The organism is Bifidobacterium sp. ESL0728, from assembly GCF_029392015.1.
In the GTDB taxonomy this organism is placed as follows: domain Bacteria; phylum Actinomycetota; class Actinomycetes; order Actinomycetales; family Bifidobacteriaceae; genus Bifidobacterium.
In genome coordinates, this window is sequence record NZ_CP113925.1 from 387909 (window position 1) to 407884 (window position 19976).

Here is a 19976-nt window from a genome sequence, read left to right on the forward strand (position 1 = left end):
GATCGGTTATTCTCCGAAGCCACTCGGGAAAGTCGGTGCTGTTTATGTTCCGATTCAAAAGTGCAGCGTGCGCTATACCGAAGATGCGCCTGCGGTGAGGTGGTGAATCCTTATCCGGGGTTGTTCTTCGATGCAGTTGCCTGGCAGAGGCTTGATGCTCGTCAGCAGATGTTATTCATAGCTCGTGCATTGCATATAGTCCATCCGTCTTGGCGGTTCGCAGGAATTACGGCGGCCAATATATACGGATTGGAATATCGGCGAAACCTGCATGATGGAAGTACCTTCATAGCTTCTCATCAAAGTCCAAAGGCATCGAAAAATCCCAAGTTGCATTATGTCTCTTGCAATGAATTGGAGGGCAAAACCTATGGCGAATTACCGGTGGTGTCTACCGCTGAGGCATTGGTCGAATGCGGAGCGCGCTACCCGTTCCGTGATGTGTTGCCTATGTATGATTCGGCATTTCGTCTTGGACTTGCCAGCGCTTCCGAAGTGAAGGGGATAGGCGAGAAGAGGGGTGCCGATTATCTTAGAATCCAGAGGCTTTTGAACTATGCGGATTCAAACAGCGAGAATGGTGGCGAATCCTTTTGCCGCGGGACGATTATTGAGGAAGGATTCCCGGTTCCAAAACTTCAGGTTGAATTTCCCAAGCCAGACGGTTCTACTTATCGGGTTGATTTTCTTTATCATCTTCGTGATGGCAGAGATGTTGCTGTTGAATTTGATGGAATGGGTAAATATGTCGATTCCGACATGACAAAAGGACGTCCGATAGAGGAAATTATCAATGACGAACAGCAGAGGGAGCGCTTTTTATTACGAGATTGCGGAATTTCGGAAGTGGTCAGGCTTCGTTATCGCGATGTTGCCCAGCGGAAAGTCATGATTCAAAAGTTGTTGAGCGCCAAAATACCCTGTGTAAAATCAGCTTAGATTGGTTTAGATATTTTACGTAAATTATGCTTTTGCGCTATGTGTAATTTGCGGCACAATCAGAATGTTGCGAGTCTGCTATTGCATTTGCGACAGTTTTAAATGATTAAGCATCGGAAATGCAAGTCGGAATTGCGATTGGGACGCTTGTGGCGGCTGATACGTCGCGTTTGCAAGGAGCAATTGCATATGTGACGGTGAGTGGCGTTTATGCGTCTCGAACGCAAGGTTGTGTTGTATTTGTGACGCTTGGGGGATTCATGGCGTCGCGTTTGCAAGGTGAGATTTGATATGTGACGGTGAGTGGCGTCTATGCGTCTCGAACGCAGGATGAGATTGCGTATGCGACGAGTGGAAGAGTGGCAGCGTCGTAAACGCAATTGGGTTGGCGGTCACGCGTACATGGGCTGGCCGATTACGCGTACATGTTGCGCGGGTGCATGTCGTCGGGGAGGCCTTCCATCAGGCCGGAGACCGAGCCGGACTCGAAAACCGAGCGGATGCCGGCGGCCAGCAGCGGGGCGATGGAGAGCACGGTCATGTTCGGCAGACGCTTCTCCTCGGGAACCGGAACGGTGTCCATCAACACGATTTCGCGCGCACCGCAGTTTTTGAGCCGCTCGACGGCCGGCCCGGACAAAAGCCCGTGGGTGGCGACGAGCGTCACCGACTGCGCGCCGGCCTCGCGCAGGGTACGCACGGCCTCGCAAATGGTGCCGGCGGTGTCGATCATATCGTCGACGACCACGCAGTCGCGCCCGCGCACTTCGCCGATGATGCCATGGGCCACGGCATGGTTCGGACGAGTGACGTCGCGGGTCTTATGGATAAAAGCAAGCGGCAGTCCGCCGAGTTTGGCGGCCCAGCGTTCGGAAACCTTGATGCGGCCTGCATCAGGGGAGACGATGGTCGCGTTTTCAAGCGGCATCGAGTTCTTCACGTAATCAAGCAGCACCGGCATCGCGGTCAGGTGGTCGACCGGCCCGTCGAAGAAGCCCTGCTCCTGCGAGGCGTGCAGGTCGACGGTCATGATGCGGTCGGCTCCGGCGCTCTGGAAGAGGTCGAACATCAGGCGGGCGGTGATGGGCTCGCGGCCCAGGCCCTTCTTGTCCTGACGCGAATAGCCGAGGAACGGCGCGACGACGGTGATGGAGCGGGCGGAGGCGCGCTTCAAGGCGTCGATCATCAGCAGCTGCTCCATGATCCACTTGTTGATCGGGTCGGTGTGCGATTGCAGCACGAAGACGTCCGCGCCGCGCACCGGCTCGGTATAACGAACATACATCTCGCCGTTCGCGAAGTCATAAGCGGTGGTTTCAAGCGGCACGGTACCCAGACACTCGGCCGTGGCCGTTGCCTGTTCCGGATACGCTCGACCTGTCACCAATGCCAGTCGTTTTTTGGGCTTTCCTTCAAGAATCGCCGACATATCTCGCCTTCCGCTTTATCGTCTCTGCGCCCGTATCGGCAACCCGGCATTATATGAACCGGATGCGGCGGAACAAGGATGGATCACAAGAAACCTCTTCTAATATAGCGCAACCCCGCGCAAATCGTCGGAAGGCGGGTTGCGCGGGGCTGCAATCATATTTTGCCGTGCTGTGGGCTTTGTTTCAGTAGACTTTTCCGCTACCGGTATACGTAATACGCCGCCTGAGATATAAGCGAACTTTGAACCATATCAGTCAAAATCATGGAACTTCACGTTCACCTTGTTGCCGTCAATGCTGAACGTTCCCTTCATTTCGTTGATGTTGCATTTGGTGTTTTCCGATTCCCAGTCATCGTCGTAGAAGTAGCGATATTTGTAATAGAAGTCCATTTCGCCGCTGTTGGCTGCGGTGGTGAACGACGAGTCGCTCATATTGGCCTCGTCGACTTCGGGATAGGAACTGACGCTCCAGGAGAAATCCGAATAATCCGAATTGTTTTGATAATACGAATCGCCGAATGGGCAACCGTCTGGCTCGGCGTCCGTGGACGAGGCGCATTCGTCGATTTTCTTCTTGACTTCCTCATTGAGGGCGTCTTTGAGTTTGTCTGTCGGCTTTGCCGTGAGGGTATTGTCATCGCTTGGAGCAGAGGAACCGCCGTTCGGTGAAACCGGCTCCAACGAAAGTGTATTACAGGTCATGTAATCGCTCGCCGCCGCTTTGACGGTGTAGGTGCCGGGGTAGGCCTTGAAACTGTATGCCTTGTTCGATCGCGACCCTGAGCTGCCGGTATCGCTTGAATTTTCGTCGGTAATGCTGATGCCGTTGATATTCAGCTCTTTGACCGCGTTCGGCCCGGAAACATGCAGGTTCGAGACCAACGGGGTGGTGATGACCCATTTGTTGAAAATAAGCAGTTGACGGCCTTTTGAAGCCAAATTCAACGTTTCGTTGTGGGTTTTGCCTGAAAGGGTGTAGGTAAGGCTCACCGAGGTCGAGCCATCGGCGTTCCTCGTGGTGGAGGTCGCGCGAGCGTTGGAAATAGTGGAGCCCTGCTTTGCGGCTTTATTCGTCAGTAGTGCGGCTTTCTTGCCGCTTACTTGCGGGTCGGCGATGGCATTAGCATGGTCGAAGTCACCGGAGGCGATGGCGTCGGTGTATTGGTTGACCACCGTCTTCGCGCTGAACACCGTCGCGTTCAGCACACCATAGACGATGCCGAGCAACACGCATGCCCCGACAACGGCCGAGCAAATGATGATAATCCGCTTCTGCTTGGCGTTGATCGGCTTTGCCGTACTTGCGGCTCCACTCAGCGCCGGTGGGACGAGGTTCTCTTGGGGGCTGTCGTCGGCGAAAGTCGACATATACGTTTCGGCGGGACTCGCAAGGGCATCGCTGCCATCGCCGGCCATCGAACGCATATATTCGCCGTTGACCGGTTGGGTTCCAGGCAGGGGGCTGGGCCCGTTGCCCTGCGGCGTGCCGGCTTGACTTGGAGCCGGGAGCGGACCGGTCGATGCAGGATTCGGCGTGGGCAGCGACGGACCGGATGTTGGTAGTGACGAACCTTGTGTAGGCAGTGGGAAAGTGGCATTGGCCGTTCCCTGCGGCGCGTTGGGGGAGCCCGGTACGGTGGAGCCGTTGGGGCCGGTGGAGCCGTTCGGATTGCCGGGCCAAGGGGAGCCGGCTGAGCCGGCTGAACCTTCTGGGGTATTTCCGCCGGGGCCGGCTTGCCCTCCACGCTCATTCTTCTGGGCTTTGCCGAACCGGGCGTCACATGCGTTGACATATTGGCGTACGGCGGCTGGGGTCGCTTCTACTTGCCCGCCCTTGAATATCTTCCAGAGGAAGGGCATGGATGCCACCAGCGTCGGGCCGAAAGTCATGGCCACCACTTCGATGAGGAAAGCCCAGACCATGGCTACCAGGAAATACCACAGTTCCAACGAGATGGAGCCGTGGAGCTTTGAGGGGTCGATGCCGCCCGTCGCCGAGCTGATCACTCCGCCCAGCAGATTCGTGGCCATGCCCGCGACACCGCCGATTTTCACCGATAGACCGGTGGCGGACACGAATGTGGCGAACAGCCAGAAGATTCCCACCGCCACAGGTTGTTTCCATGTATGCTTCCAGCCCATGTAATAGCGGTCCTGCATATTGCGGGCGGCGGCACGTAGCGCGATGTAAAGGGTGGTGAGAATGAAGACGACAATCAGCACGATGGTTATCGCGATGAGACCGCCGGGAATGGGCAGCGCCCCGGGCGTCGTCAGTTGCGGCGGCACCGACTTGACGATATCGCCGTTGCCGTTGATTTTGGCCAGTCCGGTCCATCCGAACAACGTGAAGCAGGTGAGATCGCCCGAGACCATGCCCAAAGCTGAGAGCCCAAGGCCGCCGAACGAGGAGAACTCCAGCAGAAACAGAGGCCAGAGCGGGAATAGCGACGGGATGAACAGCAGCAGCGATGGGATCTTGACCACGAACGCCAGAACGATGAACGCCACGAGTCCGAGAACCGTGTAGACCAGCGTATAGATGGAGAACGCCTCCACGGTGGTGCGGGCGAACCCGCGCAGGCGGTGGGCCCATCGCCATGCCGCTTTGAAGACGTTGGTGCTGTCGGGGGCGTATTGCGCCAGCGCGAAGCCAAGCAGAGCGCCGAACCCGGCGAAGACGGTGGCCATGAGGAAAGTGCGTGGCGTGGCGCCGCTGACGAGCATCGATCCGTTTGCGCTGGACGATTGGGAACCGCCCATCAGGCTGCTGGAAAGGTCGCTGAGCGGTGATGAGCCGCCGGAGATGGCACCGCTGAATGAAAGCGGGAAGATGGCACCGAGGATGACGTAGATGAGACCGGTCAGCAAACCGACCACAACCGAGTTGGCGATGCCGTCCCACTTGAAGCGCGAGGTCGTTTTATGGGCGAGCAGATAGGCGCCGAATGCCGCGCCGATGAGCAGCGCAACCCCGGATAGGGTCATCGGCCCCCACAACGAGATATGGGCGCCGATTTTGTCCACATCCATGCCCATGGCCGAGATTTTCAGAGAGTAGGAACCGGCCACGCCGCTGATGAGGGCGGAAACTAGTACCTGCAAGAAATTCGGCATGCTGATGGATGCCGGGTTTCCCGAGGCTGTGGAGCCTTGTGCGGCGACTTCGGCCATATTGATGACACTGCTGAGTTTTGAAGTGATGACAATGGCATTGATCAGGGCCAGCACTATGGCTGCGGCCAGTCCGATGCCGAGCGAGGTCCCCATGGCTTTGAGGCTGGGTTGCGTCACCATGTCTTTGAATATTCTGCCCAGTTCGGCGGTGAACTTGGAACTTTTCTTTGGCTGCCCTGCGGGCGCGGGACTTTGAGGCCCGCTCGCCCCCGGTGTGGGTGTCGCAGTGAACGGCGTGGCGGAGGATGCCGGTTGCGTTCCGGGCGCGGCGCCGAATGGTGCAGTGGCACCGGTCGGTTGCCCGGAAGACAAGGGTATTGGAGTGCCGGCTGCAGGTGCTCCTGCCGTCGGGGAAGGGGAAGGGGCAGGGTTTTGCCTGCCCGGCAGAGGAATCGAAGGCGAGGGTGTCGGCTTGGCGGGGATCGGTGTTTTCGAGGGTGCGTTGCTTGCCGCGCCATTGAGATTCTGCGACGGCTGTGAGTCGGCGGATGCCGTGCGCTGCCCGCAGTGTGAACAGAATTTGGCGTTTTCAGGTATTGTTGCACCGCAGTGAGGGCAAATCATCTTTTCTCCCTGATTTTCATCTCTTCTTGACCCCAACGTTAGGGTATTACCAACGCTGCCAAGAATATGACGCAGGGTCAACAAAACTAAAGGGTTCTGTGGCAACGTTTATCGCAAAATATGCACCTGTATCGGACTGGATTGACCGGTCGATGAAGTCGGCGGGAACCCCTAATATAGAAAAGCTATGTCTGGCGCGCTTTTGCGCCTTGAGATGGCACGCATACACACTCCTGTCGCGGAAAGACCGCGGCCGACTTTAGTCCGAAGGAGGTGGGTGATGTCTGCACACAAGTATGAACTGATGTTCATCGCCGATCCGGAGCTTGACGAAAGAGCCTTGAAGAAGCTGACCAATGAATATATGGAAATCGTCACCAAAGAGGGCGGTTCCGTTTCCGACCCCGATATCTGGGGACGCCGCAAGCTTGCCTATGAGATCGATGGCAAGACCGAAGGCAACTACGTCGTGGTCAACTACAGCTGCGAGCCGGCAACGAACGATGAGCTGGACCGCGTCCTGAACCTGAACGAGTCCGTAATCCGCACGAAGATTCTTCGCAAGGATGTCAAGTAATTCCGTTTAGGAATAATAAATTTTAGTCTATTTGCTTTTGCTTTATCATTATCGACAAAGCCAAAAGTTGGTGAGGAAGGCACGTCATGGCAGCAGGAGATACGGTTATCACGATTATCGGCAACCTTACGGCTGACCCTGAGCTGCGCACAATCGGCAGCGGGGCATCGGTCGCGAGTTTCACGATCGCTTCGACGCCGCGCACCTATAACCGCAACACGAACCAGTGGGAAGACGGCAACGCCCTCTTCATGCGCTGCTCCGCGTGGCGGGATATGGCCGACCATTGCGCTTCCTCGCTTTCCAAGGGCATGCGCGTGATTGCGCAGGGCCGCTTGCAGCAGCGTTCGTACACCGCCAACGACGGAACAAACCGCACGGTCGTGGAGATGACGGTCGATGAGATCGGCCCGTCCCTGCGCTATGCCACCGCCCAGGTGCAACGCCAGTCCTCTTCGAACGGCGGGTTCCAAGGTAGTTCCCGCAACAACGGAGGCTATAACGGCGGTGCCGGCAACAATGGCGGCGGTTACAGCGGCGGCTACAATGCCGGCGGCAACGGCGGATACCAGGGCGGCGCAGGCTACTCGGGCGGAGCTTCGGCTTCGCAATCCCAGCAGCAGAGCCAATCCCAGGCCCCCGCAGCTGATCCGTGGGGCGGTTCCAACAACTCGGGCGACGGATTCTCGACATTCGGAGGAAGCTCCGATTTCGGCGGGGATTCCGACGAGCCGGAGTTCTAGCGATAGCCGCGGTAACGCGCAAGTTGCGTAAAGCATCAAACAAATAGACGTTTATAAGTGTTAAGGAGACATTGATATGTCACGTAAAAGGCCAAAACCACCAGTCAAGCCGTTCAAGAAAAAGCCGAACCCGCTGAAGGCTGCGAAGATCACCGAGATCGATTACAAGGACACCGCTCTGCTGCGCAAGTTCATCTCCGACCGCGGCAAGATCCGTTCGCGCCGCATCACCGGCGTGACCATCCAGGAGCAGCGTGAGATTTCCCGCGCCATCAAGAACGCGCGCGAGATGGCTCTGCTGCCTTACGCCACCAACGGCCGCTGATAGGAGGGCACGAACAATGGCTGAAACTAAGGTTATTCTTACCAAGTCCGTCTCCAACCTCGGTCACTCCGGTGACGTTGTCGAGGTCAAGTCCGGCTACGCACGCAACTACCTGATCCCGCAGGGCCTCGCCTTCGCGTGGAGCAAGGGCGCCGCTTCGCAAATCGAAGCGATGAAGCGCGCACGCCTGGCCAAGTCCGTCGCCACCCGTGAAGACGCCGTGGCCGCCAAGACCGCCATCGACGGCACCGTCGTCGAGCTGAAGGCCAAGGTCTCCGAGTCCGGCAAGCTGTTCGGCGGCATCTCCGCCATGGACATCGCAACCGCGCTCGAATCCAAGGCCGCCGTCGATCCGAAGGCGATCAAGGTCGAGACCATCAAGACCACCGGCGAGTTCCCCGCCACCGTGGCCCTGCACCCCGAAATCTCCGCGAACTTCACCGTCAAGGTGGTCGCCGAGTAATTCCGGTTTGTGCCGAAATCGGTTTTCAAAAACCGCAAGCTTAAGCAAGAGAAATCCCGCTGCACGTCAATCGCGCAGGCGGGATTTTTCATTTTAAAACGATCGCGGCTATCGGCGTATACTAGATAAGTTGCGTGTTCGGGGGGTCGGAGCGCGCCAACTGTTGCCACACCCTTCAATGCCTGTTTCGGCAAAAGTATGTTGAGGTTTAAAGAATTTGCAAGAAGAACGTGTTTCCACACAGACAAAACTATCCATCGCGGCGGCTGCGCTGCTTTCCTTCATCGGGATTCTGACCGAGACTTCGTTGAATGTCTGCTTCCCGACGATGACGCGGGAATTCGGCCTGCCGCTTTCCACCATCCAGCTGCTGACCTCGGGCTACCTGCTGATGGTGACCATCGTGATGAGCACGTCGTCGTTCCTGCTCAAGCGTTTCGATACGCGTCTGCTTTTCCGCTGCGCCGTCATTGTCAGCATCGTCGGCACGGTTCTGTGCTGCCTGCCGCTCAACTACTGGCTTTTGCTGCTCGGCCGCCTGCTCCAGGCCGCGGCCACGGGCGTTTCCACACCTTTGATGATCAACGTCATTCTCGCGCTGGTGCCGGTCAGCCGGCGCGGCACGTACGTCGGGGTGGCGAATATGGTCACCTCCTTCGCGCCCGCGCTCGGCCCCACCTACGGCGGCCTCATCAATCACTACTTCTCCTGGCGCATCATCTTTGTCTTCACGCTGCCTCTGCTGGTCATCGCGTGGATTCTGGGTGAAACCAATCTGCGCTTGAAGGCCGAGGGCGCGGGCAAGTCCTTTGACGGCATCGGATTGGTGTTGCTGAGCTTCTTCATGATCAGCTTCACCGAGATTTTCGACCAGTTCGGAGCCGGCGGCGGTTGGTCGTACAAAGTCGCCATCGCGATCTGCGCGGCAGTGGTTTTGCTCGGTCTCTTCATCTGGCGCTGCCTCGCCTCCAAGTCCCCGCTGCTGAATCTCCGTCTTTTCAAAAACGCAATCGTGAGCCTGCGGGGCGCGAATTACGCCATTCTCCAGTTCATCAACATCGGCAGCTCCTTCCTGCTTCCGGTGTTCGCCGAGAATTTCCTTGGCATCGATTCGCTGGCCGCCGGCCTGATGCTCCTGCCTGGTTCGCTGCTCGGCGCTTTCATCGCCCCGTTCGTCGGCAGACTTTACGACCGTCGAGGCCCGACGCTGGTGCTGCTGGTCTCGAACATTTCGCTGATTGTCGGCGCAAGTGCGTTGTGGGCTCTGACTGGCAAGGCGACCGTCGTGATCCTGACGCTGCTCTACATGTTCCTTCGCGCCGGGTTCAACTTCGGTTACGGCAACACGATGTCGGACGCCAGCAAATTCGTCTCCGGGGCGCAGCAGACCGATTTCAACTCGCTGTTCAACGTGCTGCAACAGTACGCCGGCTCGCTGGGGACGACGGTGCTTTCCGCGTCGCTTTCCTTGAGCGAGGCCCACATCCCGCACAACGTCAAGGCCGCTTCGGCCGCCGGCGCCACGAACGCTTTCGCCCTGCTGATTGTGCTCTCGGTGGTCGCGCTCTGCATTACATTGGTCTCCATCAAAATCCGCAAGACCCCATCCGTCGAAATGCAGAAGGTCGAAGTGTGACCGTTGCTTTGTGCGATTATGCGGGTGCTGCAAGCGTCGCGTTTCCTGCACAATGCAAGTAACATCACAGGGTAGGTTTCATCACATTCGCTTACGGCTGGAAAACGACTTCGTAATACTTAAATCGAAGTCTCCTGCATTATTGTTAAGGCAACCGATGCGAAAGCGTTTGTTGGTTCTCCGATCGACAAAGCCGTTTGGTGTTGAACGTTTAAAAGGAGAACGTGAGATTCGGCAAGAGCGTAGGAAGCGGCAAACGTCACCCGACATCGTGAACCAACATTGGCAATGAAGCGAAAGGGGCCGACGATGGCTGACAAAATCAATGCATCCGACGCGATGATCAAGGTACTTGAAGACTGGGGTGTAAACCATATCTTCGGACTCCCCGGAGGGTCATTCGACTCCACGATGAATGCGCTCTACAACCGGCGCGACACCATGAAATACATTCAGGTCCGTCACGAGGAGGCGGGTGCGCTCGCCGCCGTCGGTGAGGCCAAGTTCACCGGCAAGATCGGCGTGTGCTTCGGCTCCGCAGGTCCCGGTGCCGTTCATCTTCTCAACGGCCTTTACGACGCCAAGTACGACCACGTTCCGGTGCTCGCGCTGGTGGCGCAGGTGCCGACCTCGATGATGAACACCGATTATTTCCAGGAAATCGACGAAGGGCCGATTTTCGAGGACGTGTCTGTTTATGACCGCACGGTGATGACCGCCAAGCAGCTGCCGAGCGTGGTCGACCAGGCCATCCGTCAGGCCTACGAACATTCCGGCGTCGCGGTGGTCGTCATTCCCAAGGATTTGGGCTGGGCACCGATTGACGACGTCACCTATTCCACCGCGCACGATTTCACGCTCGGCAAGTCTTGCCTCAAACCGGACGCCAAGGACGTGGCCAAAGCAGTCGAAATGCTGAACAATGCCAAGAAGCCGCTGATCTACTTCGGTGCCGGGGCCAAGGACGCGGCCGCCGAGCTCAAGGCGCTTTCCGACAAAATGAAGATTCCGATGATGTCGTCGGTTTTGGGCATTGGTGTACTGCCGGAAGACGAGAAGGCGTATATGCTGAGCGCCGGACGAGTGGCTTCCAAGCCGGGAGTCGACGCCGCCTCCACAGCCGACGTTGTTCTTTTCATCGGCACCAACATGCCGTTTGCACCTTTCTTTATCCATCCGCAAACGCAATTCATTCAGGTTACCAACAAGCAGACCGATATCGCCAAGCGCCATCGCGTGGATCTCGGCATCGTTGCGGACGCCAAGGAGACGCTGAAAGCCATGATTGAGGTTGCGCCGACCGTTGATTCGCGGCCTTATTATGACGCGTTGGTGGAAGACCGCACAAATTGGGGCGAATGGCTTGCCGCGCGCGAAGATCTCAATAACACCCCGCTTGACGTCGATACTGTTTTCGCCCGCATCAACCGTATGGCCAAGGACGACGCCATCTTCTCGGTGGACGTCGGTAACGTGACCATCGAATCGTATCGTCTGCTCAAAATCAAGCCCACCCAGAAGATTGCGACCTCCGCTTGGTACGCCACGATGGGCAACGCCTTGCCGTCGGCCATCGGCGCGCAGGAAAGCTACCCCGGCCGCCAGGTCTTCTCGATCAGTGGCGACGGCGGTTTCGCGATGAATATGCAGGATATTTTGACGCAGGTCAAGTATCACGAGCCGATTATCAATATCGTGCTGACCAACGAGGAGCTGGGCTTCATCGTGGGGGAGCAGGACGATAACCACCAGCCTCGTTCGGGCGTAGATCTGATCGACGGCAATTACGCCGATGCCGCCACAGGGCTGGGAGCCAAGGGCTTCGAGGTCCGCACGCTCGCCGAGCTCGATGCGGCGTTCGCCGAGGCCGCGAAACCGCAAGACGGCCCGGTGGTCATCGACGTGAAGATCAGCAGCGCGCGTCCGTTGCCGGTCGAGCAGCTCGTGCTTGAGCCGGACGATAACCATACCCAGGCGGATGTGGACGCCTTCGCCCGCACCTACCATTCCGAGGGTCTGGTGCCGGTCGGCCAGTTGCTTGAAAAGCATAGTCTGAGCCGCCGCATCGAGCTGTAGAATTCGTTCGGCCGTGCGCGGGAGCAGAGGAGCGTTGATGATTGGATGGCATGTCGTTTCGTTCATAATCTGCATCATCGTCGCGCGTCGCTTCAATCTCGACAAGTACACGGACGACATCGCCCTGGCCGAGTCGGCCCGCGTCGCTTCCGGCGGCGTCCCGCACGACGTCGACCCGTCGGTTCGTGCCACGTTGGAAGACCTTATCGGCCAGCCTTACGGTCGTTGAATGCTCGGATTTAACGGCATTGAAAGTAAATTAGAGAAAACTCGTGCGGGCCACCAGCCGAAGCCGATGACCCGCACGAATCGATTAAAAAAGAGGACAGAGATAATAAGCTGCCCTATCAGTGAAGCCCAACGAGGCGAAGCTTTGAAGACCCGGGTAAGTGCCCCGAAGTGAACCGACCTCAACCGACATTTCGAACATATCACAAACTTCCATAAAGCCGAAATTCTTATAAGAGTATATATATGTAGCTCTTACTCCGCGCTGCTGTTGCGCTGACGATTGCGGAGGACAGTGGTGGTGGCGAGTGTGAGCAAGGCGGCGGCGAGCAGCAGCATTTTGACGAGCGTCTGGTGCTTGTCGGCGCCGGTCAGAGGCAGTGCGGATACAGTTTCGAGGATTCCCCATTGGGGGGTGACCGTGACGAATGACGGAGTGGTCAGCGATACGGTTTGGCCGGGCCTGTAGGTGGTGTTGTCGGTGGTGGACTTCCAGCTCAGGAGTTGTTGGCCCATGGGAGGTGTCAGCCCCGCTGATCCGGCGACGGTGCAGGTGGAAGTGGAGTCATTGCTCCAGCTGACGCATGCCGGCGGATAAATGCCATAACTACTTGATCCACTGTAAATGATGCCGCGGTCGGCGACCTTGAACCAAGTGGCTTGGTTGACTTTATAGTTGCTGTCTTCGGCCTTGTCAGATGCAAAGGAGCCCTGTCCACCAGTTGTGGTGGTTTCCCCTTCAACCATGACTATAAGGTTACGGCTGGCAGGGAATACGTCGGATCGAATTGAGGGTATCAATGTATCCGTGTGTTGGTCCAATCGTATTTGTTTGATATTGGTGTCGTTGTAGAACATCCAGCCCATGTTGGTGACGCTGCGGGTGTCCCAGCCGGCCATGTCGAGGCTGGCGAGCACGGTGTCGCCGGAGAACATCCCGGCCATGCTGGAGACGCTGCGGGTGTCCCAGCCGTGCAGGTTGAGGCTGGTGAGGGCGGTGTCGTTGGCGAACATGCTGGCCATGCTGGTGGCGCTGCCGGTCTTCCAGCCGGAGAGGTCCAGGGTGGCCAGGGACGCGCAGCCCCAGAACGTGGCGCCCATGTCGCTGACCTTCGAGGTGTCCCAGCCCGAAAGGTCCAGGTCCGTCAGTTTCGCGTCGCCCTGGAACATGCCGGCCAGGCTCGTGGCGCGCGCGGTGGCGAGGTTCCTGGCGGAGACGGTGGTCAGGTTGGTGTCGTTGAGGAACAGGTAGGTCATGGTGGTGCGGGCCGCGCTGCCGGTCCAGTCGTCGGCGTTGATGCCGGTGAGGTTGAGGTTGGCGAGGATCCGGTCGATGCTGGCGGCGTCGCCGGTGTCCAGGCCGTGGATGTCGAGGGTGGCGGCGGCGGGCGCGGTCGCGATGGCCTTGTCGATTAGCGTGTACGTGCGCTGGCCGGTCTTCCAGCCGGCCATGTCCAGGGCGGTGAGGGCGGTGTCGCCGGCGAACATGCCGTCCACGGGGCTCGTGGGCGAGGAGGCGTCCAGGCCGGTGATGTCCCACCCTTCCGTCTTCAGGTCCGTCAGCTTCGCGTCGCCGGCGAACATGCCGGCCAGGTTCGTGGCGCGCGCGGTGGCGAGGTTCCTGGCGGAGACGGTGGTCAGGTTCGGGCTGTTGGAGAACAGGTAGGTCATCCTGGTGCGGGCCGCGCTGCCGGTCCAGTCGTCGGCGTTGATGGTTCGCAGGCTGGTGTTGTTGAGGATCGTGGAGATGTCGGTGGCGTCGCCGGTGTCCAGGCCGTGGATGTCGAGGGTGGCGGCGGCGGGCGCGGTCGCGATGGCCTTGTCGATCAGCGTGTACGTGCGCTGGCCGGTCTTCCAGCCGGCCATGTCCAGGGCGGTGAGGGCGGCGTCGCCGGCGAACATGCCGTCCACCGGGTTCACGGACGACGAGGAGGCGTCCAGGCCGACGGTGCTCCACCCGTCCATCTTCAGGTCTTCCAGCTTCGCGTCGTCCTGGAACATGGACTGCATGTAGGCGACCTTCGAGGTGTCCCAGCCGTGCAGGTCGAGGCTGGTGAGGGCGGTGTCGTTGGCGAACATGCTGGCCATGCTGGTGGCGCTGCCGGTCTTCCAGCCGGAGAGGTCGAGGCCGGCCAGCGACGAGCAGCCCTGGAACATGGACCGCATGTCGCTGACCTTCGAGGTGTCCCAGCCGGAGACGGCGGGGCCGGCCAGGGCCGCGTCGTTGTAGAACATCCAGCCCATGTTGGTGACGCTGCGGGTGTCCCAGCCGGCCATGTCGAGGCTGGCGAGCACGGTGTCGCCGGAGAACATCCCGGCCATGCTGGAGACGCTGCGGGTGTCCCAGCCGTGCAGGTTGAGGCTGGTGAGGGCGGTGTCGTTGGCGAACATGCTGGCCATGCTGGTGGCGCTGCCGGTCTTCCAGCCGGAGAGGTCCAGGGTGGCCAGGGACGCGCAGCCCCAGAACGTGGCGCCCATGTCGCTGACCTTCGAGGTGTCCCAGCCCGAAAGGTCCAGGTCCGTCAGTTTCGCGTCGCCCTGGAACATGCCGGCCAGGCTCGTGGCGCGCGCGGTGGCGAGGTTCCTGGCGGAGACGGTGGTCAGGTTGGTGTCGTTGAGGAACAGGTAGGTCATGGTGGTGCGGGCCGCGCTGCCGGTCCAGTCGTCGGCGTTGATGCCGGTGAGGTTGAGGTTGGCGAGGATCCGGTCGATGCTGGCGGCGTCGCCGGTGTCCAGGCCGTGGATGTCGAGGGTGGCGGCGGCGGGCGCGGTCGCGATGGCCTTGTCGATTAGCGTGTACGTGCGCTGGCCGGTCTTCCAGCCGGCCATGTCCAGGGCGGTGAGGGCGGTGTCGCCGGCGAACATGCCGTCCACGGGGCTCGTGGGCGAGGAGGCGTCCAGGCCGGTGATGTCCCACCCTTCCGTCTTCAGGTCCGTCAGCTTCGCGTCGCCGGCGAACATGCCGGCCAGGTTCGTGGCGCGCGCGGTGGCGAGGTTCCTGGCGGAGACGGTGGTCAGGTTCGGGCTGTTGGAGAACAGGTAGGTCATCCTGGTGCGGGCCGCGCTGCCGGTCCAGTCGTCGGCGTTGATGGTTCGCAGGCTGGTGTTGTTGAGGATCGTGGAGATGTCGGTGGCGTCGCCGGTGTCCAGGCCGTGGATGTCGAGGGTGGCGGCGGCGGGCGCGGTCGCGATGGCCTTGTCGATCAGCGTGTACGTGCGCTGGCCGGTCTTCCAGCCGGCCATGTCCAGGGCGGTGAGGGCGGCGTCGCCGGCGAACATGCCGTCCACCGGGTTCACGGACGACGAGGAGGCGTCCAGGCCGACGGTGCTCCACCCGTCCATCTTCAGGTCTTCCAGCTTCGCGTCGTCCTGGAACATGGACTGCATGTAGGCGACCTTCGAGGTGTCCCAGCCGTGCAGGTCGAGGCTGGTGAGGGCGGTGTCGTTGGCGAACATGCTGGCCATGCTGGTGGCGCTGCCGGTCTTCCAGCCGGAGAGGTCGAGGCCGGCCAGCGACGAGCAGCCCTGGAACATGGACCGCATGTCGCTGACCTTCGAGGTGTCCCAGCCGGAGACGGCGGGGCCGGCCAGGGCCGCGTCGTTGTAGAACATCCAGCCCATGTTGGTGACGCTGCGGGTGTCCCAGCCGGCCATGTCGAGGCTGGCGAGCACGGTGTCGCCGGAGAACATCCCGGCCATGCTGGAGACGCTGCGGGTGTCCCAGCCGTGCAGGTTGAGGCTGGTGAGGGCGGTGTCGTTGGCGAACATGCTGGCCATGCTGGTGGCGCTGCCGGTCTTCCAGCCGGAGAGGTCCAGGGTGGCCAGGGACGCGCAGCCCCAGAACGTGGCGCCCATGTCGCTGACCTTCGAGGTGTCCCAGCCCGAAAGGTCCAGGTCCGTCAGTTTCGCGTCGCCCTGGAACATGCCGGCCAGGCTCGTGGCGCGCGCGGTGGCGAGGTTCCTGGCGGAGACGGTGGTCAGGTTGGTGTCGTTGAGGAACAGGTAGGTCATGGTGGTGCGGGCCGCGCTGCCGGTCCAGTCGTCGGCGTTGATGCCGGTGAGGTTGAGGTTGGCGAGGATCCGGTCGATGCTGGCGGCGTCGCCGGTGTCCAGGCCGTGGATGTCGAGGGTGGCGGCGGCGGGCGCGGTCGCGATGGCCTTGTCGATTAGCGTGTACGTGCGCTGGCCGGTCTTCCAGCCGGCCATGTCCAGGGCGGTGAGGGCGGTGTCGCCGGCGAACATGCCGTCCACGGGGCTCGTGGGCGAGGAGGCGTCCAGGCCGGTGATGTCCCACCCTTCCGTCTTCAGGTCCGTCAGCTTCGCGTCGCCGGCGAACATGCCGGCCAGGTTCGTGGCGCGCGCGGTGGCGAGGTTCCTGGCGGAGACGGTGGTCAGGTTCGGGCTGTTGGAGAACAGGTAGGTCATCCTGGTGCGGGCCGCGCTGCCGGTCCAGTCGTCGGCGTTGATGGTTCGCAGGCTGGTGTTGTTGAGGATCGTGGAGATGTCGGTGGCGTCGCCGGTGTCCAGGCCGTGGATGTCGAGGGTGGCGGCGGCGGGCGCGGTCGCGATGGCCTTGTCGATCAGCGTGTACGTGCGCTGGCCGGTCTTCCAGCCGGCCATGTCCAGGCGGTGTGAGGGCGGCGTCGCCGGCGAACATGCCGTCCACCGGGTTCACGGACGACGAGGAGGCGTCCAGGCCGACGGTGCTCCACCCGTCCATCTTCAGGTCTTCCAGCTTCGCGTCGTCCTGGAACATGGACTGCATGTAGGCGACCTTCGAGGTGTCCCAGCCGTGCAGGTCGAGGCTGGTGAGGGCGGTGTCGTTGGCGAACATGCTGGCCATGCTGGTGGCGCTGCCGGTCTTCCAGCCGGAGAGGTCGAGGCCGGCCAGCGACGAGCAGCCCTGGAACATGGACCGCATGTCGCTGACCTTCGAGGTGTCCCAGCCGGAGACGGCGGGGCCGGCCAGGGCCGCGTCGTTGTAGAACATCCAGCCCATGTTGGTGACGCTGCGGGTGTCCCAGCCGGCCATGTCGAGGCTGGCGAGCACGGTGTCGCCGGAGAACATCCCGGCCATGCTGGAGACGCTGCGGGTGTCCCAGCCGTGCAGGTTGAGGCTGGTGAGGGCGGTGTCGTTGGCGAACATGCTGGCCATGCTGGTGGCGCTGCCGGTCTTCCAGCCGGAGAGGTCCAGGGTGGCCAGGGACGCGCAGCCCCAGAACGTGGCGCCCATGTCGCTGACCTTCGAGGTGTCCCAGCCCGAAAGGTCCAGGTCCGTCAGTTTCGCGTCGCCCTGGAACATGCCGGCCAGGCTCGTGGCGCTGGGCTGCAGAATGAGGTTGCTGGCATCAAGTGAGACAATTTTGGTTTGGTTGGTTCCTTGCCACGGGAAATACGACGCACTGTAGTTGTGGCTGAGTGTGCCGCTGGTGATGGTCATTTTACAGTCGGCAGTCATGGTCCAATGAATCGTGTCGGTACTGCCGGAAATGTGTCCGTCGGTGGCACCATTCCAAATGCCGGTCGGGGCGGTGCATGTGTTGTCTTGTGGTTCTACTGTCGGTTGCTGCGACTGTGATTCCGTCTGTGGTTGTTTTTCTTCATCATTGGATTGTGCGGGTACATTATTCCGCTTCAACACAGACTTTGTGTTGTTGTTTTTTGGTTTTGTTTTACTCGGAGCCGGTTTATGGGTTGGTTTATTGGTATCTGAAGTGTCCGTATCTGAGGTGTTCGGGGTCTCAACGGGAGCTGGGTCTGTATTGGGCTTTTGGGTGTTTGACGTATTCGGCTTCTCGGCTGGTTGAGGTGCTGGATTGGATGGTGGCACAGCCGGCGCAGCCGATGTCGTGTCCGTGGATGCCGCGGATTGATCTGTCGGTATTGGTGCAGAAACGGCGGGCGAAAGCAAGGTGGCTGCGCATAAGAGCGTAGATACGGCCATCTTGGCTAACATCGCTTCACGACTCCCTCAATATATACAGCATTCAACGAAGATACTGTTGCCGAAACGTAATGCCATAATACTATCTAATATCTGTGACGTATCAGGCACGTACTGCCCATATTAATAGATAAAAACAATGAGTTATCCGAAATCAAGGATACTAAGCCAAAAGCGTTGTTATGGAATTCGTACGCAAGTTGAAAATCAAAAATCCGCGGAACCTTGAGATTCTGCGGATTTCATCTGTGCCCCCACGGGGATTCGAACCCCGGACACGCTGATTAAGAGTCAGCTGCTCTAACCAGCTGAGCTATAGGGGCGCTGGTCTAAAACTACAAGAGCCAAGAGAATAGTATACATACACCGCCGAAGTTGCGCAAGGCGGTGTGTCGCTAGGTATTGCGCCCCGGTATTCTTCGTAGGATCAGGGTTTACGTGTTCGCATGCAGGCTTGCGCTCGGCGGAAAGACATTGATTTCCAGCGCCGTGCGTTCTCTATCGCGCCTGCAGACTTACAGACAAAAAGAATGATTGCATCGACGATGGTTTTACGCTGTGAAATCCCACGATGCGAAGCCTAAGGGTAGTGTATTTTTGGCAGAAATTCTCTTTTATTGTTTATAAGAACGTTTGCCGCATTTTGCACAATTATATCGCTTTTTGATAACTCTATTGAGTCTAAGTCGGGAATTACCCCCTCTTGGATTGTGGCTGTTTCCATGTGTCAGGAAGTCAGCGATGAAGTCCGGAATTTCCTTGAATGAGTTTATCGGTAGAAAATAGCTGTTTTTTTAGGTCAAAAAATGAAAACATATTGATTTAAAAAAGTGATTTTCGTAACAAAGTGATGGAAAAAACAAAAAAATATCAAAATCGGAATGTCTTATCCTCATAGTGAGTTACACTTCTTGTTATCGGATATGGATAAGTTCAACGTTTAGAGCCTAACATTTTCGAGAGATGACTAAGAACGATAGATGTTCTGTGCCTGAACTACATAGCTGTGTGAAGGCGCCGTTCGTCGCACTCGAGAAGGAAGAATAATGAGTCCCTCTTTAATTACAAAGTTAGCGGCCGAGTTCATCGGAACGGCATTCCTGATGATATTCGGAAACGGGGCGGTCGCCAACACTGAACTTAAAGGTACGAAAGGCCACGGAACCGGTTGGCTCAACATAGCGATGGGCTATGGTTTCGGCGTGATGTTCCCGGTTATGATGATCGGTTCCGTCTCCGGCGCGCATATCAATCCCGCGATGACCATCGGCCAGGCGGCCAACGGGCTCTTCCCGTGGTCCGAAGTGCTGCCTTATATCGTCGCGCAGCTGCTTGGTGCGGCCGTGGGCCAGCTGATCATCTACATCACCTACCTTCCGTATTACAAGATGGAAACCAATCCTGACGCCATTTTCGCGACGTTCAGCACCACCGAGGCTTCCAACAACAAAGTCGTCTACTTCCTCAACGAGCTTTTCGGCACCCTCGCCCTCGTGCTCGGAGCGCTGTGCATGCTCTGCCTGCCTTGGGGCAAGAAGGACCCGGCCGCCGCGGCCATCGTCGTCGGTCTCATCGTCTGGGGTCTCGTGACCTCCATGGGCGGATCCACCGGCCCCGGCCTCAACCCGGCCCGCGACTTGGTGCCGCGCTTCCTGCACTGGATCCTCCCGATCCCCCACAAGGGCAGCTCCCGCTGGGGCGAGGCCTGGATTCCGGTTGTGGCTCCGATTATCGGCGCCATCATCGGTGCATGGATTTACAAGATCTGCTTCGGCTATCTTGCATAAACATGCGGTGAAAATTCTCGCATTATAGTAACGGAATTTCTTGGTGGTTCCCGGATAGTGGTTCCCGGTCCCGGATAGTTGAATA

The 19976-nt window shown here is 59.0% G+C and carries 14 protein-coding genes and 1 tRNA gene; 11 read left to right on the forward strand and 4 right to left on the reverse strand.

The window, feature by feature from the left end:
- Window positions 1-99: 99 nt before the first annotated feature.
- Window positions 100-939, forward strand: coding sequence for a hypothetical protein (locus OZX67_RS01225; protein ID WP_277143400.1), 840 nt, complete (start codon window positions 100-102; stop codon window positions 937-939).
- 415 nt (window positions 940-1354) lie between these two features.
- Here OZX67_RS01225 and OZX67_RS01230 read toward each other — a convergent pair whose 3' ends face one another.
- Window positions 1355-2368 (reverse strand): ribose-phosphate diphosphokinase, encoded by a 1014-nt coding sequence (locus tag OZX67_RS01230; protein WP_277143403.1) that lies wholly within the window; start codon window positions 2366-2368, stop codon window positions 1355-1357.
- Window positions 2369-2620: 252 nt separating this feature from the next.
- Window positions 2621-6112 (reverse strand): zinc-ribbon domain-containing protein, encoded by a 3492-nt coding sequence (locus OZX67_RS01235; RefSeq protein WP_277143405.1) that lies wholly within the window; start codon window positions 6110-6112, stop codon window positions 2621-2623.
- A gap of 280 nt (window positions 6113-6392) precedes the next feature.
- On the opposite strand from OZX67_RS01235, the gene rpsF reads away from it, so the two are divergent.
- From rpsF to OZX67_RS01270, 7 genes are all read left to right on the forward strand, one after another.
- Complete coding sequence (gene rpsF / locus OZX67_RS01240; RefSeq protein WP_277143406.1) at window positions 6393-6689, forward strand: 30S ribosomal protein S6; 297 nt, start codon at window positions 6393-6395, stop codon at window positions 6687-6689.
- 86 nt (window positions 6690-6775) lie between these two features.
- The gene (locus OZX67_RS01245; protein ID WP_277143408.1) at window positions 6776-7432 is read left to right on the forward strand and encodes a single-stranded DNA-binding protein; all 657 of its coding nucleotides are present in this window, start codon (window positions 6776-6778) and stop codon (window positions 7430-7432) included.
- A gap of 76 nt (window positions 7433-7508) precedes the next feature.
- Window positions 7509-7757 (forward strand): 30S ribosomal protein S18, encoded by a 249-nt coding sequence (rpsR, locus tag OZX67_RS01250; protein ID WP_277143412.1) that lies wholly within the window; start codon window positions 7509-7511, stop codon window positions 7755-7757.
- A gap of 16 nt (window positions 7758-7773) precedes the next feature.
- On the forward strand, window positions 7774-8220 hold the full coding sequence (gene rplI / locus OZX67_RS01255) for a 50S ribosomal protein L9 (protein WP_277143415.1): 447 nt from the start codon (window positions 7774-7776) through the stop codon (window positions 8218-8220).
- Window positions 8221-8437: 217 nt separating this feature from the next.
- Window positions 8438-9856, forward strand: a complete 1419-nt coding sequence (locus tag OZX67_RS01260; RefSeq protein WP_277143418.1) for an MFS transporter — start codon at window positions 8438-8440, stop codon at window positions 9854-9856.
- Between the two features lie 309 nt (window positions 9857-10165).
- Window positions 10166-11932 carry a pyruvate oxidase gene (spxB, locus tag OZX67_RS01265; RefSeq protein ID WP_277143421.1) on the forward strand — a complete coding sequence of 589 codons (1767 nt, stop codon included), beginning with the start codon at window positions 10166-10168 and terminating at the stop codon, window positions 11930-11932.
- A 37-nt stretch (window positions 11933-11969) separates the two neighbouring features.
- Window positions 11970-12161 (forward strand): hypothetical protein, encoded by a 192-nt coding sequence (locus tag OZX67_RS01270; protein WP_277143423.1) that lies wholly within the window; start codon window positions 11970-11972, stop codon window positions 12159-12161.
- Window positions 12162-12415: 254 nt separating this feature from the next.
- Here the strand turns inward: OZX67_RS01270 and OZX67_RS01275 are convergent, their stop codons facing one another.
- Window positions 12416-16780: a BspA family leucine-rich repeat surface protein gene (locus tag OZX67_RS01275; RefSeq protein WP_277143425.1), complete on the reverse strand. Its 4365-nt coding sequence runs from the start codon at window positions 16778-16780 to the stop codon at window positions 12416-12418.
- Between OZX67_RS01275 and OZX67_RS01280 the strand changes: the two genes are divergently transcribed.
- A complete protein-coding gene (locus OZX67_RS01280; RefSeq protein WP_277143427.1) occupies window positions 16728-17516 on the forward strand; it encodes a hypothetical protein in 789 nt (262 codons plus the stop codon). The two genes, OZX67_RS01275 and OZX67_RS01280, sit on opposite strands and share 53 nt — an antisense overlap.
- Before the next feature lie 115 nt (window positions 17517-17631).
- On the forward strand, window positions 17632-17967 hold the full coding sequence (locus tag OZX67_RS01285) for a hypothetical protein (RefSeq protein ID WP_277143429.1): 336 nt from the start codon (window positions 17632-17634) through the stop codon (window positions 17965-17967).
- A 386-nt stretch (window positions 17968-18353) separates the two neighbouring features.
- Here OZX67_RS01285 and OZX67_RS01290 read toward each other — a convergent pair.
- Window positions 18354-18427: transfer RNA gene (locus OZX67_RS01290), tRNA-Lys, on the reverse strand.
- A gap of 723 nt (window positions 18428-19150) precedes the next feature.
- On the opposite strand from OZX67_RS01290, the gene OZX67_RS01295 reads away from it, so the two are divergent.
- Window positions 19151-19891 (forward strand): MIP/aquaporin family protein, encoded by a 741-nt coding sequence (locus tag OZX67_RS01295; protein ID WP_277143431.1) that lies wholly within the window; start codon window positions 19151-19153, stop codon window positions 19889-19891.
- The last annotated feature ends 85 nt before the right edge of the window (window positions 19892-19976 follow it).

Bases quoted from the DNA above. Each gene is read 5' to 3' on its own strand.
- OZX67_RS01270 (WP_277143423.1), top strand. From the start codon at position 11,970: ATGATTGGATGGCATGTCGTTTCGTTCATAATCTGCATCATCGTCGCG.
- OZX67_RS01295 (WP_277143431.1), top strand. From the start codon at position 19,151: ATGAGTCCCTCTTTAATTACAAAGTTAGCGGCCGAGTTCATCGGAACG.
- rplI (WP_277143415.1), top strand. From the start codon at position 7,774: ATGGCTGAAACTAAGGTTATTCTTACCAAGTCCGTCTCCAACCTCGGT.
- OZX67_RS01230 (WP_277143403.1), bottom strand. From the start codon at position 2,368: ATGTCGGCGATTCTTGAAGGAAAGCCCAAAAAACGACTGGCATTGGTG.
- OZX67_RS01235 (WP_277143405.1), bottom strand. From the start codon at position 6,112: ATGATTTGCCCTCACTGCGGTGCAACAATACCTGAAAACGCCAAATTC.
- OZX67_RS01280 (WP_277143427.1), top strand. From the start codon at position 16,728: ATGGCCTTGTCGATCAGCGTGTACGTGCGCTGGCCGGTCTTCCAGCCG.
- OZX67_RS01275 (WP_277143425.1), bottom strand. From the start codon at position 16,780: ATGGCCGGCTGGAAGACCGGCCAGCGCACGTACACGCTGATCGACAAG.
- spxB (WP_277143421.1), top strand. From the start codon at position 10,166: ATGGCTGACAAAATCAATGCATCCGACGCGATGATCAAGGTACTTGAA.
- rpsR (WP_277143412.1), top strand. From the start codon at position 7,509: ATGTCACGTAAAAGGCCAAAACCACCAGTCAAGCCGTTCAAGAAAAAG.
- OZX67_RS01245 (WP_277143408.1), top strand. From the start codon at position 6,776: ATGGCAGCAGGAGATACGGTTATCACGATTATCGGCAACCTTACGGCT.
- rpsF (WP_277143406.1), top strand. From the start codon at position 6,393: ATGTCTGCACACAAGTATGAACTGATGTTCATCGCCGATCCGGAGCTT.